Source organism: Gordonia sp. X0973 (genome assembly GCF_013348785.1).
Lineage (GTDB): Bacteria > Actinomycetota > Actinomycetes > Mycobacteriales > Mycobacteriaceae > Gordonia.
The window spans coordinates 3,410,300-3,424,880 of the sequence record NZ_CP054691.1 but is presented as its reverse complement, the minus strand read 5'-3'; the positions used below and the strand labels follow the sequence as shown (position 1 = coordinate 3,424,880).

Genomic DNA, 14,581 nt, shown 5'->3' with positions numbered 1-14,581 from the left:
ATGATCTGTTTTGTCCGGGTAAACCAGGGAACCAGCTGTGCGGTTCCTGTGCGTGGTTCGCGGTTCCCGACGAAGATGGGCGAACGGCTCCTGAGAGAATGGTCGCGTGATCCGGATCTTCGGGGTGTCCGTCGTAGTCACCCTCATCGCGATGGTGGCGGCCTATCTGTACGGCGGCACGACCGAGCTGGGCGGCCTCCAAGCCCTGTTCTTGGTCGTCATCCTAGGTGTCCTCGAGGTCTCGCTGTCCTTCGACAACGCCGTGATCAACGCGTCGGTGCTGCGTCGGATGAGCGCGTTTTGGCAGCGGATGTTCCTCACCGTCGGCATCGTCGTGGCGGTATTCGGGATGCGCCTGGCCTTCCCGCTGCTGCTGGTGTGGGCGACGACGAGCCCGCGCTTGGGCCCGATCGCCGCGCTCCGACTGGCCTTGAACCCGCCGACCGACGGCCGGCCCACCTACGAGTCGATCATCCGCGACGCCCATCCGCAGATCGCCGCCTTCGGCGGGATGTTCCTGCTGATGCTGTTCCTCGACTATTTCTTCACCGAGAAGGACCGGACCTGGATCACCCTGATCGAGCGTCCGCTGGAACGGGTGGGGCAGATCGGCCGGATCTCGGTGATCGTCTCCCTCGGTGTCCTGGTCTACGTGGCGACGGCCGTCGCCCCCGACGCCAAGGCCGGCACCGTGCTGCTCTCCGGAGTGTTGGGGCTGTTGACCTACCTGATCGTCAACGGGCTCTCGTCGTTCTTCCACATCGACGAGTCGGGCGACGATGCCGCGCCGGGGGGTGCGGCGGTGGTGGTGGCGACCGGTCGCGCCGCGTTCATGCTGTTCCTCTACCTGGAAATCCTCGATGCGTCGTTCTCCTTCGACGGCGTGATCGGCGCCTTTGCGATCACCTCCGACCCGATCATCATCGCCTTGGGACTGGGATTGATCGGCGCGATGTTCGTCCGGTCGTTGACCGTCTACATGGTCCGGCGGGGCACACTCGACCAGTACGTCTACCTTGAGCACGGCGCACACTGGGCGATCGGCGCGCTGGCCGGGCTGCTGCTGGTGTCGATCGGCCACCACGTCGACGAACTCGTCACCGGCCTGGCCGGCATGGTCTTCATCGCCGCCGCATTCGCGTGGAGTGTGCGGTTCCGGAAGAAGGAATCGGCCGAGCCGAGTCCGTGAGCCAGCAAACGCTACCGAATTTCGCAGTCCCTACCGTTGCAACGGGAGTATCTGTGAGATTCGGTAGCGTTCGTCCGCTCGACTACTCGGCCAGCCCGAATTTCGCCGCCCAATACCCGCTCATCCCGTGGACGCCGCCACCCGGAGCAGTGGCTGACGAGCAGAGGTAGACGCCCGGAACGCCCGTCGCGTAGGGATTGGGTCGCACCGGGTTCGGGGAGAAGCGGGGGCGGCCGAGGATCTGCCGCAGCGACGTCGCGCCGCACCCGATGTCGCCGCCGACGAAGTTCGCGTCATGCTCGCCCAGTTGTGCCGCGGTCTGCACCCGCGAGGCGACGACGACGTCGCGGAAGCCGGGGGCGCAGCGCTCCAGTTCGTCGATCATCGCCTCGCCCATGTCGCGCGACGAGCCGTTCGGCACGTGGCAATACGCCCACGCGACGTGGCGGGTCGAATGGGCCCGCCCGCCCCCGGCGCTCGTGGTCTCGCCACCCGCGCTCCCCTCGGCGCGCAAGGGGTCCAGGCGCGTCGGCTCGCCGCACAGCAGCCACGGACGCCGTGGGTGTTCGCCGTGGGCGACGGCGGTCTCCGCGTCGGCGATCTGTCGGTAATCCTGGGCGACGTGGACGGTCGCGGTCCGCGTCGCGGATTCGCTGCGCCACGGGATCGGCTCGGAGAGCAGGAAGTCGATCTTGCAGACGCCCGGACCGTAGCGCCAACGGCGGTAGGCGCGGGCCACCCGCGACGGCAGGCGTGCGCCCAGGACGTCGAGCAGGCTCGTCACCGAGGTGTCGAAGTAGTACTGGTGCGCGGGCGGCAGCTCGTCGAAAGCAGTTATGCGCCGGCCGGTCTCGATCTCACCGCCGGCCTCGCGCAGACAGGAGACCAGCGCGTCGGCGATGGCCTGCGACCCGCCGCGGGCGATCGGCCAGCCCGTCGTCGACGAGGGGGCGAGCAGCAGCAGGCCCGGACCGGCCGACCCCGCCGCCGACATCTCCACCATCGCGTGCGCGGCGGCCCCGGCGAACAGGGTGCGCGTCCGGTGGTCGTCGAAGGCGCGGGTGAAGCGGTCGACGGACCGAAGCGCCCGCGCCCCGAACCGGGCCATCGGCCACGGATGCCTCGGGAGTCCCAGCGGGCGCAACACCTGGCTGATCAGGGTGGTCAGGTGCTTCTCGTCGACCGCGACGAGCCGCCGCCAGGCCGCCGCGTCGATCCCCAATTCCTCGGCGCCGGCCGCCCCGTCGCGGTGCAGGGCGACGGATGAGCGCGCGTCGAAGACGTGGGTGAGTGAGACCTCGGGGGTGAGCCACCGCAGTCCGTGGTCGGCCAACCCGAGTTCGGCGAACGCCGGGGACACCCGTCCGAGCGGATGGACCGCCGAACACAGATCGTGGACCACGCCGGGTTCGAAGAGTTCGGCGCTGCGCATCCCGCCGCCGACGGTGGACGCCGCTTCGACGACCAGAACCCGGCGCCCGGCCCGCGCGAGCATGGCCGCCGCCGTGAGGCCGTTGGGACCCGACCCGACGACCACGGCGTCCCATGCGACATTTGTCGCTCCCGGATGATCCATCACCTCAATATTGCACGGCGTGAGGCTAGATTGGATCCATGCCCAACGCGCGCCTGATCCTTCGTCAACTGGCCGCTGCGATCGTGCTCTTCGCGTCGCTCTCCCTCGGCCTGATCGCCGCGACGACGGCCAGAGCCGAGCCGCCCATCGCCCTGCCCGAACAATTGCAGATCTACGATCCCGCGTCCGCGATCAGCAAGGCTGAGCACGCGCAGTTGCAGTCGGCGATCGACAAGCTCTACGCCGAGCGGGGCCTGAGCCTGTGGGTCGTCTACGTGAAGAATTTCGACAATCTCTCGGCGCAGGATTGGGCGAAGCAAGTCCACGACATGAGCGAACTCACCGACCGTGACGTCCTGCTCGTCGTCGCCACCGAGGGTCGGCGGTACTACCTCTCGACGCCGGAGCTGCTGACGCAGGGACAGATCAATGCGATCGCGGGCAAGGACGTCGAGCCCCGGCTGAAGAAGGGCGAGTGGGCCGAGGCCGCGATCGGCGCGGCACACGGGATCACCGACGCCCTGGCCCCGTCGCACACCCTCGCCTACGCGGCGGCCGGTGTGGGCGGCGTCGCGGTGGTCGGTGGTGCCGGTGCGTACGCGTACTCGCGCCGGCGGCGCACGCAGCAGGCGCAGGAACGGCTCGCCTCGCTGCGCACCGCGTCCGACGAACTCACCGTCGACCAGCTGGCGACACAGTCGCTCGACGTGCTCGACGACTGGTCCAAGGAGATCCTCACCGACACCGACAACGCGGTGCGCACCAGTTCCGAAGAGCTGCAGCTGGCCGTCGACGAGTTCGGCGAGCAGGAGACCGCGCCGTTCCGCACGGCGGTCGCCGCGGCGAAGAAGGGGATGGCGCAATCCTTCGCGCTGCGGCAGCGGCTCGACGACGGGATCGAGGAGACGGCCGACGAGCAGCGGTCCATGCTGGTGCAGATCATCACGACCTGCCACGACGTCGACGCGCAGCTCGACGAGCAGGTCCGCGCCTTCGACGACATGCGGAACCTGCTGCTCAACGCGCCCGAACGTCTCGACAACCTGACGCGCGGAATCGTCGACCTGCAGACGCGGGCCAATGCGGCCGAGGGGATGCTCGCGCTGCTCATCGCCAAGCACGGCGAGGACCGGGTCAAGGCGGTCTCGCACAACGTCGAGCTGGCGGAGAAGCAGATCGAATTCGCGCAGGAGAACGTCAACGAGGGTCGGGCGGCGGTCGCCCTCCCGGCCGGTAAGCAGGGAGCGGCGGTCGCGTCGATCCGCGCGGCCGAGGGCGCTGTCGCCCAGGGGGTGAAGCTGCTCGACGCGATCACCAACGCCGACGTGGCCATCGCGCAGGCGTCCACCCGGCTGCCCGCCCTCGTCGACGAGGTGATCGCGGAGATCGCGGAGGCCGCCGGTCTCGATGCGTCGCCCGCCCTCGCCGATGCCGTCGCGCAGGCCCAGGCCGCGCTCGACTACGCGGCGGCGAACACTGCGGGCGACCCGCTCGGCTCCTTCACCACCCTCGTCGAGACCGACGCCGTGTTGGACCGGGAACTGGAGGCCGCTAGGGCGCAGACGGGCGCACGCCAGCGTCGCGTCGAACTGCGCGAGCAGGCCACCGCCGCGGCGGAGGCGAAGGTTTCCGCGGCCCGTGACTTCATCGCCACCCGACGCGGAGCCGTGCAGGCCGACGCCCGCACCCGCCTCGCGTCGGCGGAGGGTCTGCTGGCCTCGGCGCGGCAGCGCCCGGCCACCGAGGCCGACGAGGCCACCGGCGACGCCCGGCGCGCCGGTGCGCTGGCCGACGAGGCGCTGATGAGCGCACAGGGAGACGTCGTCTCCTGGCAGCAGGAGGAGAACCCGGCGGTGCAAGGGGGTGACGCCTCGGCCATCGGTGCCGTGCTCGGCGGCGTCCTCGTGGACAGCTTCCTGCGCGGCGGACTCGGCGGAGCTCTCGGCGGGGCAGGCAACCGCACCGGCGATCACGACGGCTACACCTACGAGGGTCGCTCGCCCGGCTCCTTCGGCGGGTCGAGCAGCTCCGGTCGCATCGGCGTCGGCGGGCGTTTCTAGTCGGCGGCAGTCACGGCGACTCGACGACGAGTGGGGAGTGACGCGCTATCGCGTCGAAGTCCTTGTCGGCGTGGAGGATCGGAATCCCCTCCCGAATCGCGTGCGCCGCGATAAGACAGTCCATGAGCTTGCGCACCGTCTCGCCCTGGCGTCGGCAGGTGCGGAACAGCATCGCCGCGTCGTCGTAGTGGGTGGGCGTGGTGGGCAGGACGACGGCACGCGCGAGGAGGCGTCGGAGGCTGACGAGATGGGCATCGTCGCGGGCGCCTGCCAGCACTTCCATCCGAATGGCATCGCAGATCGCGATGTCGGTGGACAGGAGTGCGGCGACCCGATCACCCGCCCGACTCTGCGTGCCCCGCAGGAACTCGATCCACGCCGACGAGTCGACGAGAATCATCAGACCCGGCTCTCGCGCATTTCGTCGAGGTCGCCGTCCCAGCCGGATCCGCGCAGGCGCAGGGCCTCGTCGAGATCGAGCGGTTCATCGGCAAGTGAGCGCAATGCGAAGTTCACCGCGTCGCGTTTGGTGGCCAAGCGATAGCGGTACATCACCGCCCGGCAGGCGGTCTCGTCGATATCGATGTTTGTGCGCGCCATACACCAATGATACACCTAGGCGGCGTCGCGGGACCTGCGTCGCAGTGTCCACGCACCCCCGGCAGCGGCCAGCGCCGCGATGACCGCGACGATCGGGACGATGCGCCCGGCCAGCCACGCCGGCCGCGACTGGGTCCGCGCCGCGTCGACGAGGGATTTGCGGGTCTGCTCGTCGTAGCGGAACGTCGCCTCAACGTCGGGCAGGCGCAGGTCACCGGCGCGGTAGTCCCGTCGCACCACGATCTCGGCGTCGACGACGAGCCCCGATGCCTCGTCGACCCACAGCGTGTAGCGGCCGCCCTGCCACACGTCGGCGGTCATGTCAGCGCCCGGGCGGCCGAACCAGGCCGCCGGTCTTGTCAGGCGCATGCGTGGGTCGGCGCCGGGGAGCGCGGCGAGGTCGGTGTCGGGGATCTCCGCCCGCATCCGCGTGACGGCACGGCCGTCCCGGATGTCGCGGCCCAGGACGGTCAGGGGCGCGTGCTGTCGGGTGACCGGGTCGAAGAACCGCTGGGCACTGTCCGGCGTGAACCGTGGCGCGAACAGGTAGGTGAAACCGGAACGGTCGGGGAGGACCCACGCCGGGCGCCGCGAATCGGTCTGCACGCTGGACTCGCCCGTCGGCGCCGCCGTGGTGCGGTCGACGGTGACGCGGTCGAGGGTGGCGAACAGGACCGGATCGCTGCAGCCGGGGGCCTTGTCGTCGCGACGGATAGCGGTCCCGGCCTGCACGGTGGCGATGCGGCGGTCGGCGGGGCGGACGACGACGATGCGCTGGTTGCGGATCAGCGTCGTCGGGGGAGTCAATACCGCCCGGGGGCCGTCGAGGGAGCAGCGGTCGAGGGTGACGGCGGGTTCGGTCGACGGGGCGATCGCCACCAGGTTCGTGTCCAGGGAGACGCGGGCGAGTTGGGGGGCGAGCAGCGTGGGTGCGGTGATCGCGACCGTCGCGAACAGCGCGGCGAGGAAGACCAGCGTCGGCGGCAGCAGTTGGCGGGTCGTGAAGCGGCTGGCCTGGTCGTCGGACACGGTGGCGAGCGTACCGGTGGTCATCGAGTGCCGAAGAGCCGATAGGCGAGTCGGTGTATCGAGATGTACATTGGCCCGCGTCATGACCGCAACCGTTGCCGCCCGCCGCTACTACCCCCAGATGGAGGGGATGCGCGCGGTCGCGGCGCTGGGGGTGCTCACCACCCACGTCGCGTTTCAGACCGGCGCGGTGCGATGGTCGGTGGTCGGCCCGGTGCTCGGACGGCTCGATCTCGCCGTCGCACTGTTCTTCTCCCTTTCGGGTTTCCTGCTGTGGCAACCGCATGCCGCCGCGGCGCGGGGCCTGGCTCCGGAGCCGGGGTTGGTCCGCTACGCCCGGCACCGATTCTGGCGGATCTGGCCGGCGTATGCCGTGGTGGTCGTCGTGGTGTTGACGTTGCTGCCGGAGGCGCGGACCGCTGATCCGGTGGTGTGGCTGGCGAACCTGAGCCTGACCCAGGTCTTCGTGCCGCTGTCGTTGACCGCGGGGCTGACCCAGATGTGGAGCCTTTCGGTGGAGGTGCTCTTCTACGCGCTGCTGCCCGTCATCGCGTGGGGGTTGGCGTCGCTGCGCGGGAACCGGGCCCGGTGGCGCCTGGTCGCGGTACTGGCGCTGGGGGTGGTGGCGCTGCTGTGGGGGGAGGCCGCGTCGAGGATTCCCGCGCCGGGCGGGGTGGAGCCGCAGAACTGGCTGATCGGGCATCTGCCGTGGTTCGTCGCCGGGCTGTTCCTCGCCGAACTCGTCGCCTGGCGCGCATCGGGGGAAGCGATGCCCGCGGCGCTGCACCGCCTATGCGCGGTGAGCGCGGACCGTCGGGTGATGCTGGTGGTCTTCGTCGTTGCCTACGGGTCGGCGTGCACACCGTTGGCCGGGCCGGTCGGAATGGGTGAGTTGAGCCCGGTCGGGTTTGCGACGAAGATCGCGCTGGGCGCGATCGGGGCCTACGCGGTGCTGGCGCCGCTGGCACTGTCGGAGGGGCCGTTCCGGTTCTTGGCGTCGCCGGTGATGACGACGCTGGGCCGGTGGTCGTACGGCATCTTCATCTGGCACGTCGCGGTGCTCTCGGTGGTGTTCGGCTTGTTCGGGATCATCCCGTTCAGCGGGTCGTTCCTACTGGTGTGGGCGATCACTGCGGCGCTGTCGGTCGGCGTCGCCGCCGCGAGCTACGCGTTCATCGAGGATCCGGTGCGACGCTGGGCCACCCGTGCCGACCGGGTGCCCGTCGAGATGTGACCAAGATCGTCCAAAACAGCACCCGCCGAGGGCATATTGCCGTCCCAGGCTGCTATTTCGGACGATTTTGGTCAATGATCGAGCGCCACACGGTGACCGAGATCGCGGCAAGCGCCAAGCCCTGCACCCACCAGTCGAAACCGGTGTAGCCGGTGGGCGATTTCCACGGGCCGGCAGCCAGGCCGCAGGTGGCCGCGAAGAACAACGCGAATGCCGCGACGACGGGCACTCCACCGCATCGGTCTTGCCTGCTCCACCACCAGATCGTCGTTCCGATGACGCCTGAGAGCAGCAGTCCGAACCAGCCGGTCAGGAGCCAGGAGGCGCCGAGCCATCCTGTCGCGGCCACGAGTATGCGCCGGTCTCGATGTACCGACTGGCCTAGTGGGGTCTCGATACGCCGGTCTCGGCTAGCGCCTCGCCCGGCACTCGACCACCGTCTTTCGGTGGTCGAGTGGATCCGAGCCCCTGGGCGAGGAACCGTATCGAGACCCCGCGAGCCGAAGGCCGCCAGAGCGAGCAGCGCGACCATCAGCGCGAGACCGAGTCCCAGCGCCCACCGATACGGTCCGTCCAGGGGATAGGTCAGGCTGACCGTTCCGGCGGTATTCGCGGGGATGATCCAGCCCTGCTGCCACCCGTTGACGGTCAGCGGCGTCAGGGCGGCGCCGCCCAGTCGTGCTTTCCAGCCGGGATTCGTGCTCTCCGGGACGACCAGAACTCGCTGACTCGGTGCGGCGTCGACGCGGACTTCGCGATCGGTCGTGTCCCAGCGCGGTGTCGTGGGATCTCGATACGGTTCCTCGGCTTGCGGGGTCTCGATACGGTTCCTCGCCCAGGGGCTCGGATCCACTCGACCACCATCGGATCTACTTGACCACCGTTGTGCGGCACTCGACCACCGAGGGTTCCGTAGCTCCACCCCGTCGACCGTGAAGCCGCCACCGGGGCTGACGGTCAGTTCTTGTTCGCCGGCACCGAGGGAGACCGGGCCGCAGGGAACGGCGGTGATCGGCGTACCGGAGCGCAATGCCCCGACGGTGGTGTCGGCACGTAGCCCGACGACCTGGCCGGACACGCTCATGGACAGGCCGGCATCGCAGCCGAGGTGGACCGGTCGGTTGTCGTCGCGCACCGGCATCGGGGCCGACGGGAGAACCGCGATGTTGGTGATGCCCACCGGTGCCGGGCGGGCAAAGCCGAGGTTGTTGACGTCGATGAGGTCACTGGCGCGGCGCACGGTCAGCACGATCCGATCGGTGACGGCCGGATCGAGGGCGACCACCCCGTCAGGCCCGACGCGGCGGATCTGCTCGCCGGTGCCGAGATCGACGGCGACCTCGGTCGGCGCCGCCGGATAGCCGTGCGGCAAACCCAGCACCAGCTTCTCCACCCGTTGCGGCGCGGGCAGGCGCAGCGTCAGCCGGGCCTGTTTGGCGTTCTTCGACGGTTTGCGCGGCTTGGCATTCTTGGGTGGCGTCGCGGTCGTCTCGGCACTGGCCTCCGGCGCGATCCACGTCGTACCCGGGTCCCCGTCGACCGCGGCTGCAGCCGAGCCGCGCGGATCGGCGACGGCGGACTCACCCTGCGCGATCACCGTTCCCGGCTGGGCGAGCAGCCCGTTGAGCATGTCGCCGGGTCGGGTGCGCACGGTGACCGTCGCGTCGACCGGTCCCGCTGCCGGAACGGAGAGGACGCGGGAGAACTGCCCCGCCGTCTCCGGCTCCAGCCCGAGGCCGGGCGAGCACCGCGTGCGCTGCCCGTCATCGACGCACTCCGCGCGCCCCGGCTGCTCTTGGCGCAACGACCAGCCGGCGACGTCCATGCGGACGGGCAGCGGGGGGAGGACGACGCGGTGGCGGATGGACACGGGTCGGTCGGTCGCCAGGTCGGTCAGTCCGACCCCGGACAGCGCGAACTGGTTGCCGGCACTCCCGTCCTTGGTGGCGATCGCCCGGATCTGGATGCGGGTGGTCGCACCGGGCGGCAGCGCCACGGTCACCGGTTCACCCGGCTTCACGTTCTGCGCGACGGTGGTTCCGGTGTCGGTGGTCAGCAGGATGGCGGTCACGTCGGGGCCGAGGGCCTTCGCGGTTGTCAGCGTGACGGCCAGGTCGCCGCGCGGCCGGGTGAAGTCCACCTCGAGCCACTGCCCGACGGCCCGGTCGAGTCCGGCGCTCACCCACGCCGTCGAGCCGTCCCCGTCGAATGCGGCCGCCGCCGAGCTGCCGGGAGCGCTCTGCCCCGGCTGCGTCGCATCACCCGCCGACGACGAGACGCGCATTTCTACCGCGTTCGGCTGCTCGTCGAGCAGCCACTGACCGGTGACGAGGCCAGGTCCGCTCCCGGTGCCGCCGGGGTTTTCGACGGGGTAGTCGGGGGCCGCGTTCTGGGTGCGCCGCGGATCGTCGGGGGAGCGGATGGCCGATCGGTTGTCATCGACGCGGCCGAAGTCGGTCTCCCGATCGGTGGGCGAGTCGGTGACCCACACCGGGGCCTTCGGCAGACCGGTCGCCCGCGCGTCCGCGTCGAGAATCGAGAGCGTCCCAGGCGGCAACCCCTCCGGTCCGCCGACGACGCGCGGCATGGCGTCGAGAGGGGCGAGGACGGGGCCGGTGCCGGGGAAGAGTCGGGGTTGCACGGCGAAGATCTGGATGGCAGGCAGCGGTGGCCGCAGACCGTCGTCGACGACGACGCCGCGCACCACCGTGGGCGCCACCTGGTCGCCGAACTGCGCCACCTTGCGCAGCCCGGGCGACCCGATCAATGCCTGCTGGGCCGAGAGCGGTCGGGCCGAGCGGGAGTCGCGCGGGTCGAGGTCGGCGCGCAGCACCACGTATCCGACGCCGAGCTGCGCGAGTCGGGGGGCGAGATCGGGTCCGGCGCGACCGGCGGCGATGTCGCGCTGTACCGCGTCAAGGGCACGGATGGCGGTCGGCGGCACCAGCGGAATGGCGTCGCGCACCGCCCACGGCGTCTGCGCGAGGGCCTGCATCGGCTCGTCGCGCGTCGTCCCCCACAGTTGTTGGGCGAACGGCGATCCGGGCACGATCAACGCCCGGGAGGGCGGTCCACCGGAGCGCGCATGCGCGTCGAGCCACGCCGCCGCGTCGCGCCAATGCGTCGGCAGGGAACGGTAGGTCGAGTCGCCGGCGAGCCCGCCGGTCCACGCGACCGTGCCGGCACCGAGGAGGGCGACGAGGAGCACGATCGCCGCCGCCACGGGGCGGGAGCGCTGCGGATGGGCGAAGGCGCCGAGCGTCTCGCGCACCGAGACGGCGGGCGGCAGCGGCACCCGGCCGACGAGGTGGGCGAGACCCAGGACCAGCGGAATCCGCAGGAAGGGGTCGAACTTGTGCAGGTTGCGCAGCGGCGCACCCGGACCGTCGAGGAAGACGCGGACCGGTTCGGCGATCGGCGATCCCCAGGCACCGTCGTAGCCGAGGCACAGGACGAGCAACCCGAGGCAGAGGATCGCGACGAGGGTGCGGCGATACGGCAGCGCCGACATGGTCAGCCCGGCCAGCCCGGCCGCAGCGAGGACTCCGGTCGCGAGGACGGCCGCGGGTTGGGTGACCAGAATGGCGCCCGCCACCCGCTCCGGGGAGACGAACGGCGTCCACGCGCTGGTGCCGCGCAGGACCTCGGTGAGCGACGACCACTGCGTCGTCACCCGCGACGATTCGATGAAGTCGAGGAATGGTGGGCTCACCCGCGAGAGCAGGACGAGCGGGACGATCCACCAGGCGCAGACCGCCACCGACGCCGCGGCCCACCAGGCGCCGAAGCCGGCCCATCGTCGACGATCGACCGACCGGTATTGCAGTAGCCACCACACGACGCCGACGGCCGCCGCGGCGATCGTCGCGACCGCGTTGACCGCGCCCATCAGCGCGATCGGGACCGCGGCGCGCAACCCGGCGCGCCACAGCGGCACCTCGTCGGTCGCGCCGAGCCCGCGCACGACGCCGAGAACGACCCACGGCGCCAACATCATCGGCAACGTCTCCGAGGAGATGACCCCGATTGTCGTGAGCACGCGCGGGCTGAGCGCGAATACGGCGGCGGCGAGCAACCGCGACCCGGGCGAGCCGATGCGCAGGGCTTGGGCCAGCTTCACGATCCCGACCACCCCGATGACCAGCAGCAGCGCCCACCACAGGCGTTGGGTGACCCACGGGGGGATGTGCATCAGGTGACCGAGGGCGAAGAAGGCGCCGTGCGGGAAGAAGTATCCGTACGCCTGGTTCTGGACCTGGCCCAGTGGCGCGTCGGGTGACCACAGGTGCGCCGCGCGGGACAGGAAGCCCCACGGGTTGGCGGTCAGGTCGAGCTTGGTGTCCGCGGCGATGCGGCCGGGGGATTGCGCGAAGGCGAGGACCAGTGCCGCGACGGTGATCGCCGCGATGCCGCGCCTGGTCAGCGGGTGGTCGGGACCAGCGGCGGTCAGTTGTTGTCCCCGCCCTGACCGCGCGACCCGTAGTCGACGCTGCCCGGCACGAAACCGTCGCTGGGGTTGACCTTGTTGGCATCGGACGACGGGCTGGAGGTGGTGGCGATCCATCCCGCGGCGAAAATGCCGAGGACTCCGACGAGGATGCCGATGACTGCGGCGACAGCACCGGCGACCAGGCGGTTGTTGAGCATGGCCTCGAAACTACCATTCGACGTGTGACACTCGACCTTATGCATATGCGCGCGACGTTCGGTTTCGTATCGATTCTCACCGTCGGTGTGGTGGGGGTGGCGGCGTGTTCCACGTCGGAAACCCCCAAAACACCCGGCTACTCGTCATCGCCGGCTTACGAGACGTCGTCGTCGGCCCCGTCGTCGGCGGTCCCGATGGCCGCGGGATGCGTCAGCACCGAGCTGTCGCGGATGAGCACGCGGCGCAAGCTAGCGCAGATGCTGATGGTCGGGGTGAAGGACACTGCCGACGCGCGGGCCGCCGTCAACCGGGAGCACGTTGGCGGCATTTTCGTCGGCAGCTGGACCGACAAGTCCATCCTGACGTCGGGAGCGGCGAAGACCCTGTCGTCGGGGCGGGTGCCGACGATGGTCTCCGTCGACCAGGAGGGCGGGCGGGTGTCGCGGCTCAAGACGCTCGGCATCGACTTCCCGCCTGCGCGCGAACTGGCGAAGACCAAGTCGCCGTCGGCCGTGCGGCAGATGGCCTTCGAGGCCGGCAAGCGGATGAAGGCGATGGGCATCACCGTCGACTTCGCGCCGGATATCGACGTCAGCGACCAGCCCGCCGACTCGGTGATCGGCGACCGGTCGTTCTCCGACGATCCGGCGACGGTGGCGCAGTACGGTCGGGTGTTCGCGGCCGGTCTGCGCGACGCCGGGGTCCTCCCGGTGTTCAAGCACTTCCCCGGGCACGGCCACGGATCGGGTGACTCGCACACCGGAACGGTGAAGACGCCGCCGCTGTCGGACCTGGTGACCAACGACCTCGAACCCTTCCGCGTGCTGCTGCCGATGAAGGGCGTCGGCGCGATGGTCGGACACCTCATCGTGCCCGGACTGACCGGCCCCGACACCCCGGCGAGCATCAGCCCGAAGGCGATCGGAATGTTGCGCACCGGCCGTGGCTACAACGGCCCGGCGTTCAACGGCGTGATCTTCACCGACGACCTGTCGGGCATGGCCGCGATCACCGAGAAGTACCCGATCGACCGGGCGGTCCCGATGGCGCTGGCCGCCGGTGCCGACATCGCGCTGTGGATCACCACCGACAAGCTGACCGCCGTCCTGGACGCGTTGGAGAAGGCCGTCGCGAGCCACAAGTTGTCGATGGACCACGTCGACGCCTCGGTCGCCCGGATCCTGCGCGCGAAGCATCTCAAGCACTGCTGATCCCGCCGAGCAGGCACCCAAACCCGCCGAGCGTCGGGTCGAGTGACCGCGACGAAGGAGCGGTCGTATCGAGACCTGGGCACCCCAACCCCGTCGAGTGGGCACCCCAAGCCCGCCGAGTGGGCACCCCAGCCCCGTCGAGTGGGCACCGCCAGTAAAGCTCGGTAAACTTACTCGCGGGTAATAAGTGCGGTAGAGTCGGTTCTCTACAGACAGGGAGTCGACGACGTGGCCGGTGGGACGAAGCGGTTGCCGCGCGCGGTACGCGAGCAGCAGATGCTCGACGCCGCGGTGAAGGTGTTCGCCGCCAACGGCTTCGCCGAGACGTCGATGGATGCGATCGCCGCCGAGGCGAAGATCAGCAAACCGATGCTCTACCTCTACTACGGCTCGAAAGAGGAACTGTTCAGCGCGTGCATCGCGCGAGAGTCGGCCAAGTTCATCGACGCAATGTCGACGGGATTCAACCCGGCGTTGAGCCAACGTGAGCAAACGCGAACCATCGCCCGTGAGTTCCTCCGCTTCGTCCACGAGAACGCAGAATCGTGGCGGGTGCTGTACCGCGTCGCCGTCGGGACCGCGAGCTTCGCCAACCTGGTCTCACAAAGCCGGCGACGAGTCATCGAGATGGTCGCCGCACTGATCAAGCAGGGCACCACCGTCGAAGGCACCACCGACGTCGATTTCGAACTCACCGCCGTCGCCCTCGTCGGCGCGGGCGAGGCCGTCGGCGACCGCATCAGCGAGGGCGACATCTCGCTGGAGAAGGCAACGGACCTCCTCGTCGGCATCACGTGGCGCGGTCTCAAGGGCGTCGGGATTCACGACGAGGCGTCGGCCGAAGCCTGAGGTCCTAGGTCTCGATAGGTGCTCGGCGCGCCTTGGGGTGCCCAGGTCTCGATACGACCGCTCCTTCGTCGCGGTCACTCGACCCGGCGCTCGGCGGGGTTGGGGTGCCCAGTCGGCGTGCAGAAGGTGCCCAGTCGGCACGGTTGGGGTGCCCACTCGGCACGGTTGGGGTGCCCACTCGACGC

At 70.0% G+C, this 14,581-nt stretch carries 11 protein-coding genes; 5 read left to right on the top strand and 6 right to left on the bottom strand.

Annotated elements, in window-relative coordinates:
• Positions 1 to 106: 106 nt before the first annotated feature.
• Positions 107 to 1,189 (top strand): DUF475 domain-containing protein, encoded by a 1,083-nt coding sequence (locus HUN08_RS16855; RefSeq protein WP_124248852.1) that lies wholly within the window; start codon positions 107 to 109, stop codon positions 1,187 to 1,189.
• Between the two features lie 82 nt (positions 1,190 to 1,271).
• On the opposite strand, the gene HUN08_RS16850 is transcribed toward HUN08_RS16855, so the two are convergent.
• Positions 1,272 to 2,765 carry an NAD(P)/FAD-dependent oxidoreductase gene (locus HUN08_RS16850; protein ID WP_124248853.1) on the bottom strand — a complete coding sequence of 498 codons (1,494 nt, stop codon included), beginning with the start codon at positions 2,763 to 2,765 and terminating at the stop codon, positions 1,272 to 1,274.
• A gap of 38 nt (positions 2,766 to 2,803) precedes the next feature.
• Between HUN08_RS16850 and HUN08_RS16845 the strand changes: the two genes are divergently transcribed.
• Positions 2,804 to 4,825: a YgcG family protein gene (locus HUN08_RS16845; protein WP_124248854.1), complete on the top strand. Its 2,022-nt coding sequence runs from the start codon at positions 2,804 to 2,806 to the stop codon at positions 4,823 to 4,825.
• Positions 4,826 to 4,835: 10 nt separating this feature from the next.
• Here HUN08_RS16845 and HUN08_RS16840 read toward each other — a convergent pair whose 3' ends face one another.
• From HUN08_RS16840 to HUN08_RS16830, 3 genes are read right to left on the bottom strand one after another with little or no spacing between them, the layout of a single operon-like run.
• Positions 4,836 to 5,225: a PIN domain nuclease gene (locus tag HUN08_RS16840; protein WP_124248855.1), complete on the bottom strand. Its 390-nt coding sequence runs from the start codon at positions 5,223 to 5,225 to the stop codon at positions 4,836 to 4,838.
• Positions 5,225 to 5,425: a type II toxin-antitoxin system VapB family antitoxin gene (locus tag HUN08_RS16835; RefSeq protein ID WP_124248856.1), complete on the bottom strand. Its 201-nt coding sequence runs from the start codon at positions 5,423 to 5,425 to the stop codon at positions 5,225 to 5,227. The genes HUN08_RS16840 and HUN08_RS16835 overlap by 1 nt, the downstream gene beginning before the upstream one ends.
• A 15-nt stretch (positions 5,426 to 5,440) precedes the next feature.
• Positions 5,441 to 6,454, bottom strand: a complete 1,014-nt coding sequence (locus HUN08_RS16830) for a DUF3068 domain-containing protein (protein ID WP_165353478.1) — start codon at positions 6,452 to 6,454, stop codon at positions 5,441 to 5,443.
• A gap of 82 nt (positions 6,455 to 6,536) precedes the next feature.
• Here HUN08_RS16830 and HUN08_RS16825 point away from each other — a divergent pair, with 82 nt between their 5' ends.
• Positions 6,537 to 7,688 (top strand): acyltransferase, encoded by a 1,152-nt coding sequence (locus HUN08_RS16825; RefSeq protein WP_174900952.1) that lies wholly within the window; start codon positions 6,537 to 6,539, stop codon positions 7,686 to 7,688.
• 52 nt (positions 7,689 to 7,740) lie between these two features.
• On the opposite strand, the gene HUN08_RS16820 is transcribed toward HUN08_RS16825, so the two are convergent.
• Together HUN08_RS16820 and HUN08_RS18440 are read right to left on the bottom strand one after the other, a co-directional pair.
• Positions 7,741 to 12,072, bottom strand: a complete 4,332-nt coding sequence (locus HUN08_RS16820; protein ID WP_367649951.1) for an alpha-(1->3)-arabinofuranosyltransferase family protein — start codon at positions 12,070 to 12,072, stop codon at positions 7,741 to 7,743.
• A gap of 62 nt (positions 12,073 to 12,134) precedes the next feature.
• Entirely contained in the window at positions 12,135 to 12,335 is a 201-nt protein-coding gene (locus HUN08_RS18440) for a DUF2613 domain-containing protein (RefSeq protein ID WP_124248093.1), read from the bottom strand.
• A 24-nt stretch (positions 12,336 to 12,359) separates the two neighbouring features.
• Between HUN08_RS18440 and HUN08_RS16815 the strand changes: the two genes are divergently transcribed.
• Complete coding sequence (locus HUN08_RS16815; RefSeq protein WP_301546782.1) at positions 12,360 to 13,547, top strand: glycoside hydrolase family 3 protein; 1,188 nt, start codon at positions 12,360 to 12,362, stop codon at positions 13,545 to 13,547.
• 228 nt (positions 13,548 to 13,775) lie between these two features.
• Positions 13,776 to 14,396 (top strand): TetR/AcrR family transcriptional regulator, encoded by a 621-nt coding sequence (locus HUN08_RS16810; protein WP_124248092.1) that lies wholly within the window; start codon positions 13,776 to 13,778, stop codon positions 14,394 to 14,396.
• The last annotated feature ends 185 nt before the right edge of the window (positions 14,397 to 14,581 follow it).

Bases quoted from the DNA above. Each gene is read 5' to 3' on its own strand.
- HUN08_RS16850 (WP_124248853.1), bottom strand. From the start codon at position 2,765: ATGGATCATCCGGGAGCGACAAATGTCGCATGGGACGCCGTGGTCGTC.
- HUN08_RS16845 (WP_124248854.1), top strand. From the start codon at position 2,804: ATGCCCAACGCGCGCCTGATCCTTCGTCAACTGGCCGCTGCGATCGTG.
- HUN08_RS16840 (WP_124248855.1), bottom strand. From the start codon at position 5,225: ATGATTCTCGTCGACTCGTCGGCGTGGATCGAGTTCCTGCGGGGCACG.
- HUN08_RS16835 (WP_124248856.1), bottom strand. From the start codon at position 5,425: ATGGCGCGCACAAACATCGATATCGACGAGACCGCCTGCCGGGCGGTG.
- HUN08_RS16825 (WP_174900952.1), top strand. From the start codon at position 6,537: ATGACCGCAACCGTTGCCGCCCGCCGCTACTACCCCCAGATGGAGGGG.
- HUN08_RS18440 (WP_124248093.1), bottom strand. From the start codon at position 12,335: ATGCTCAACAACCGCCTGGTCGCCGGTGCTGTCGCCGCAGTCATCGGC.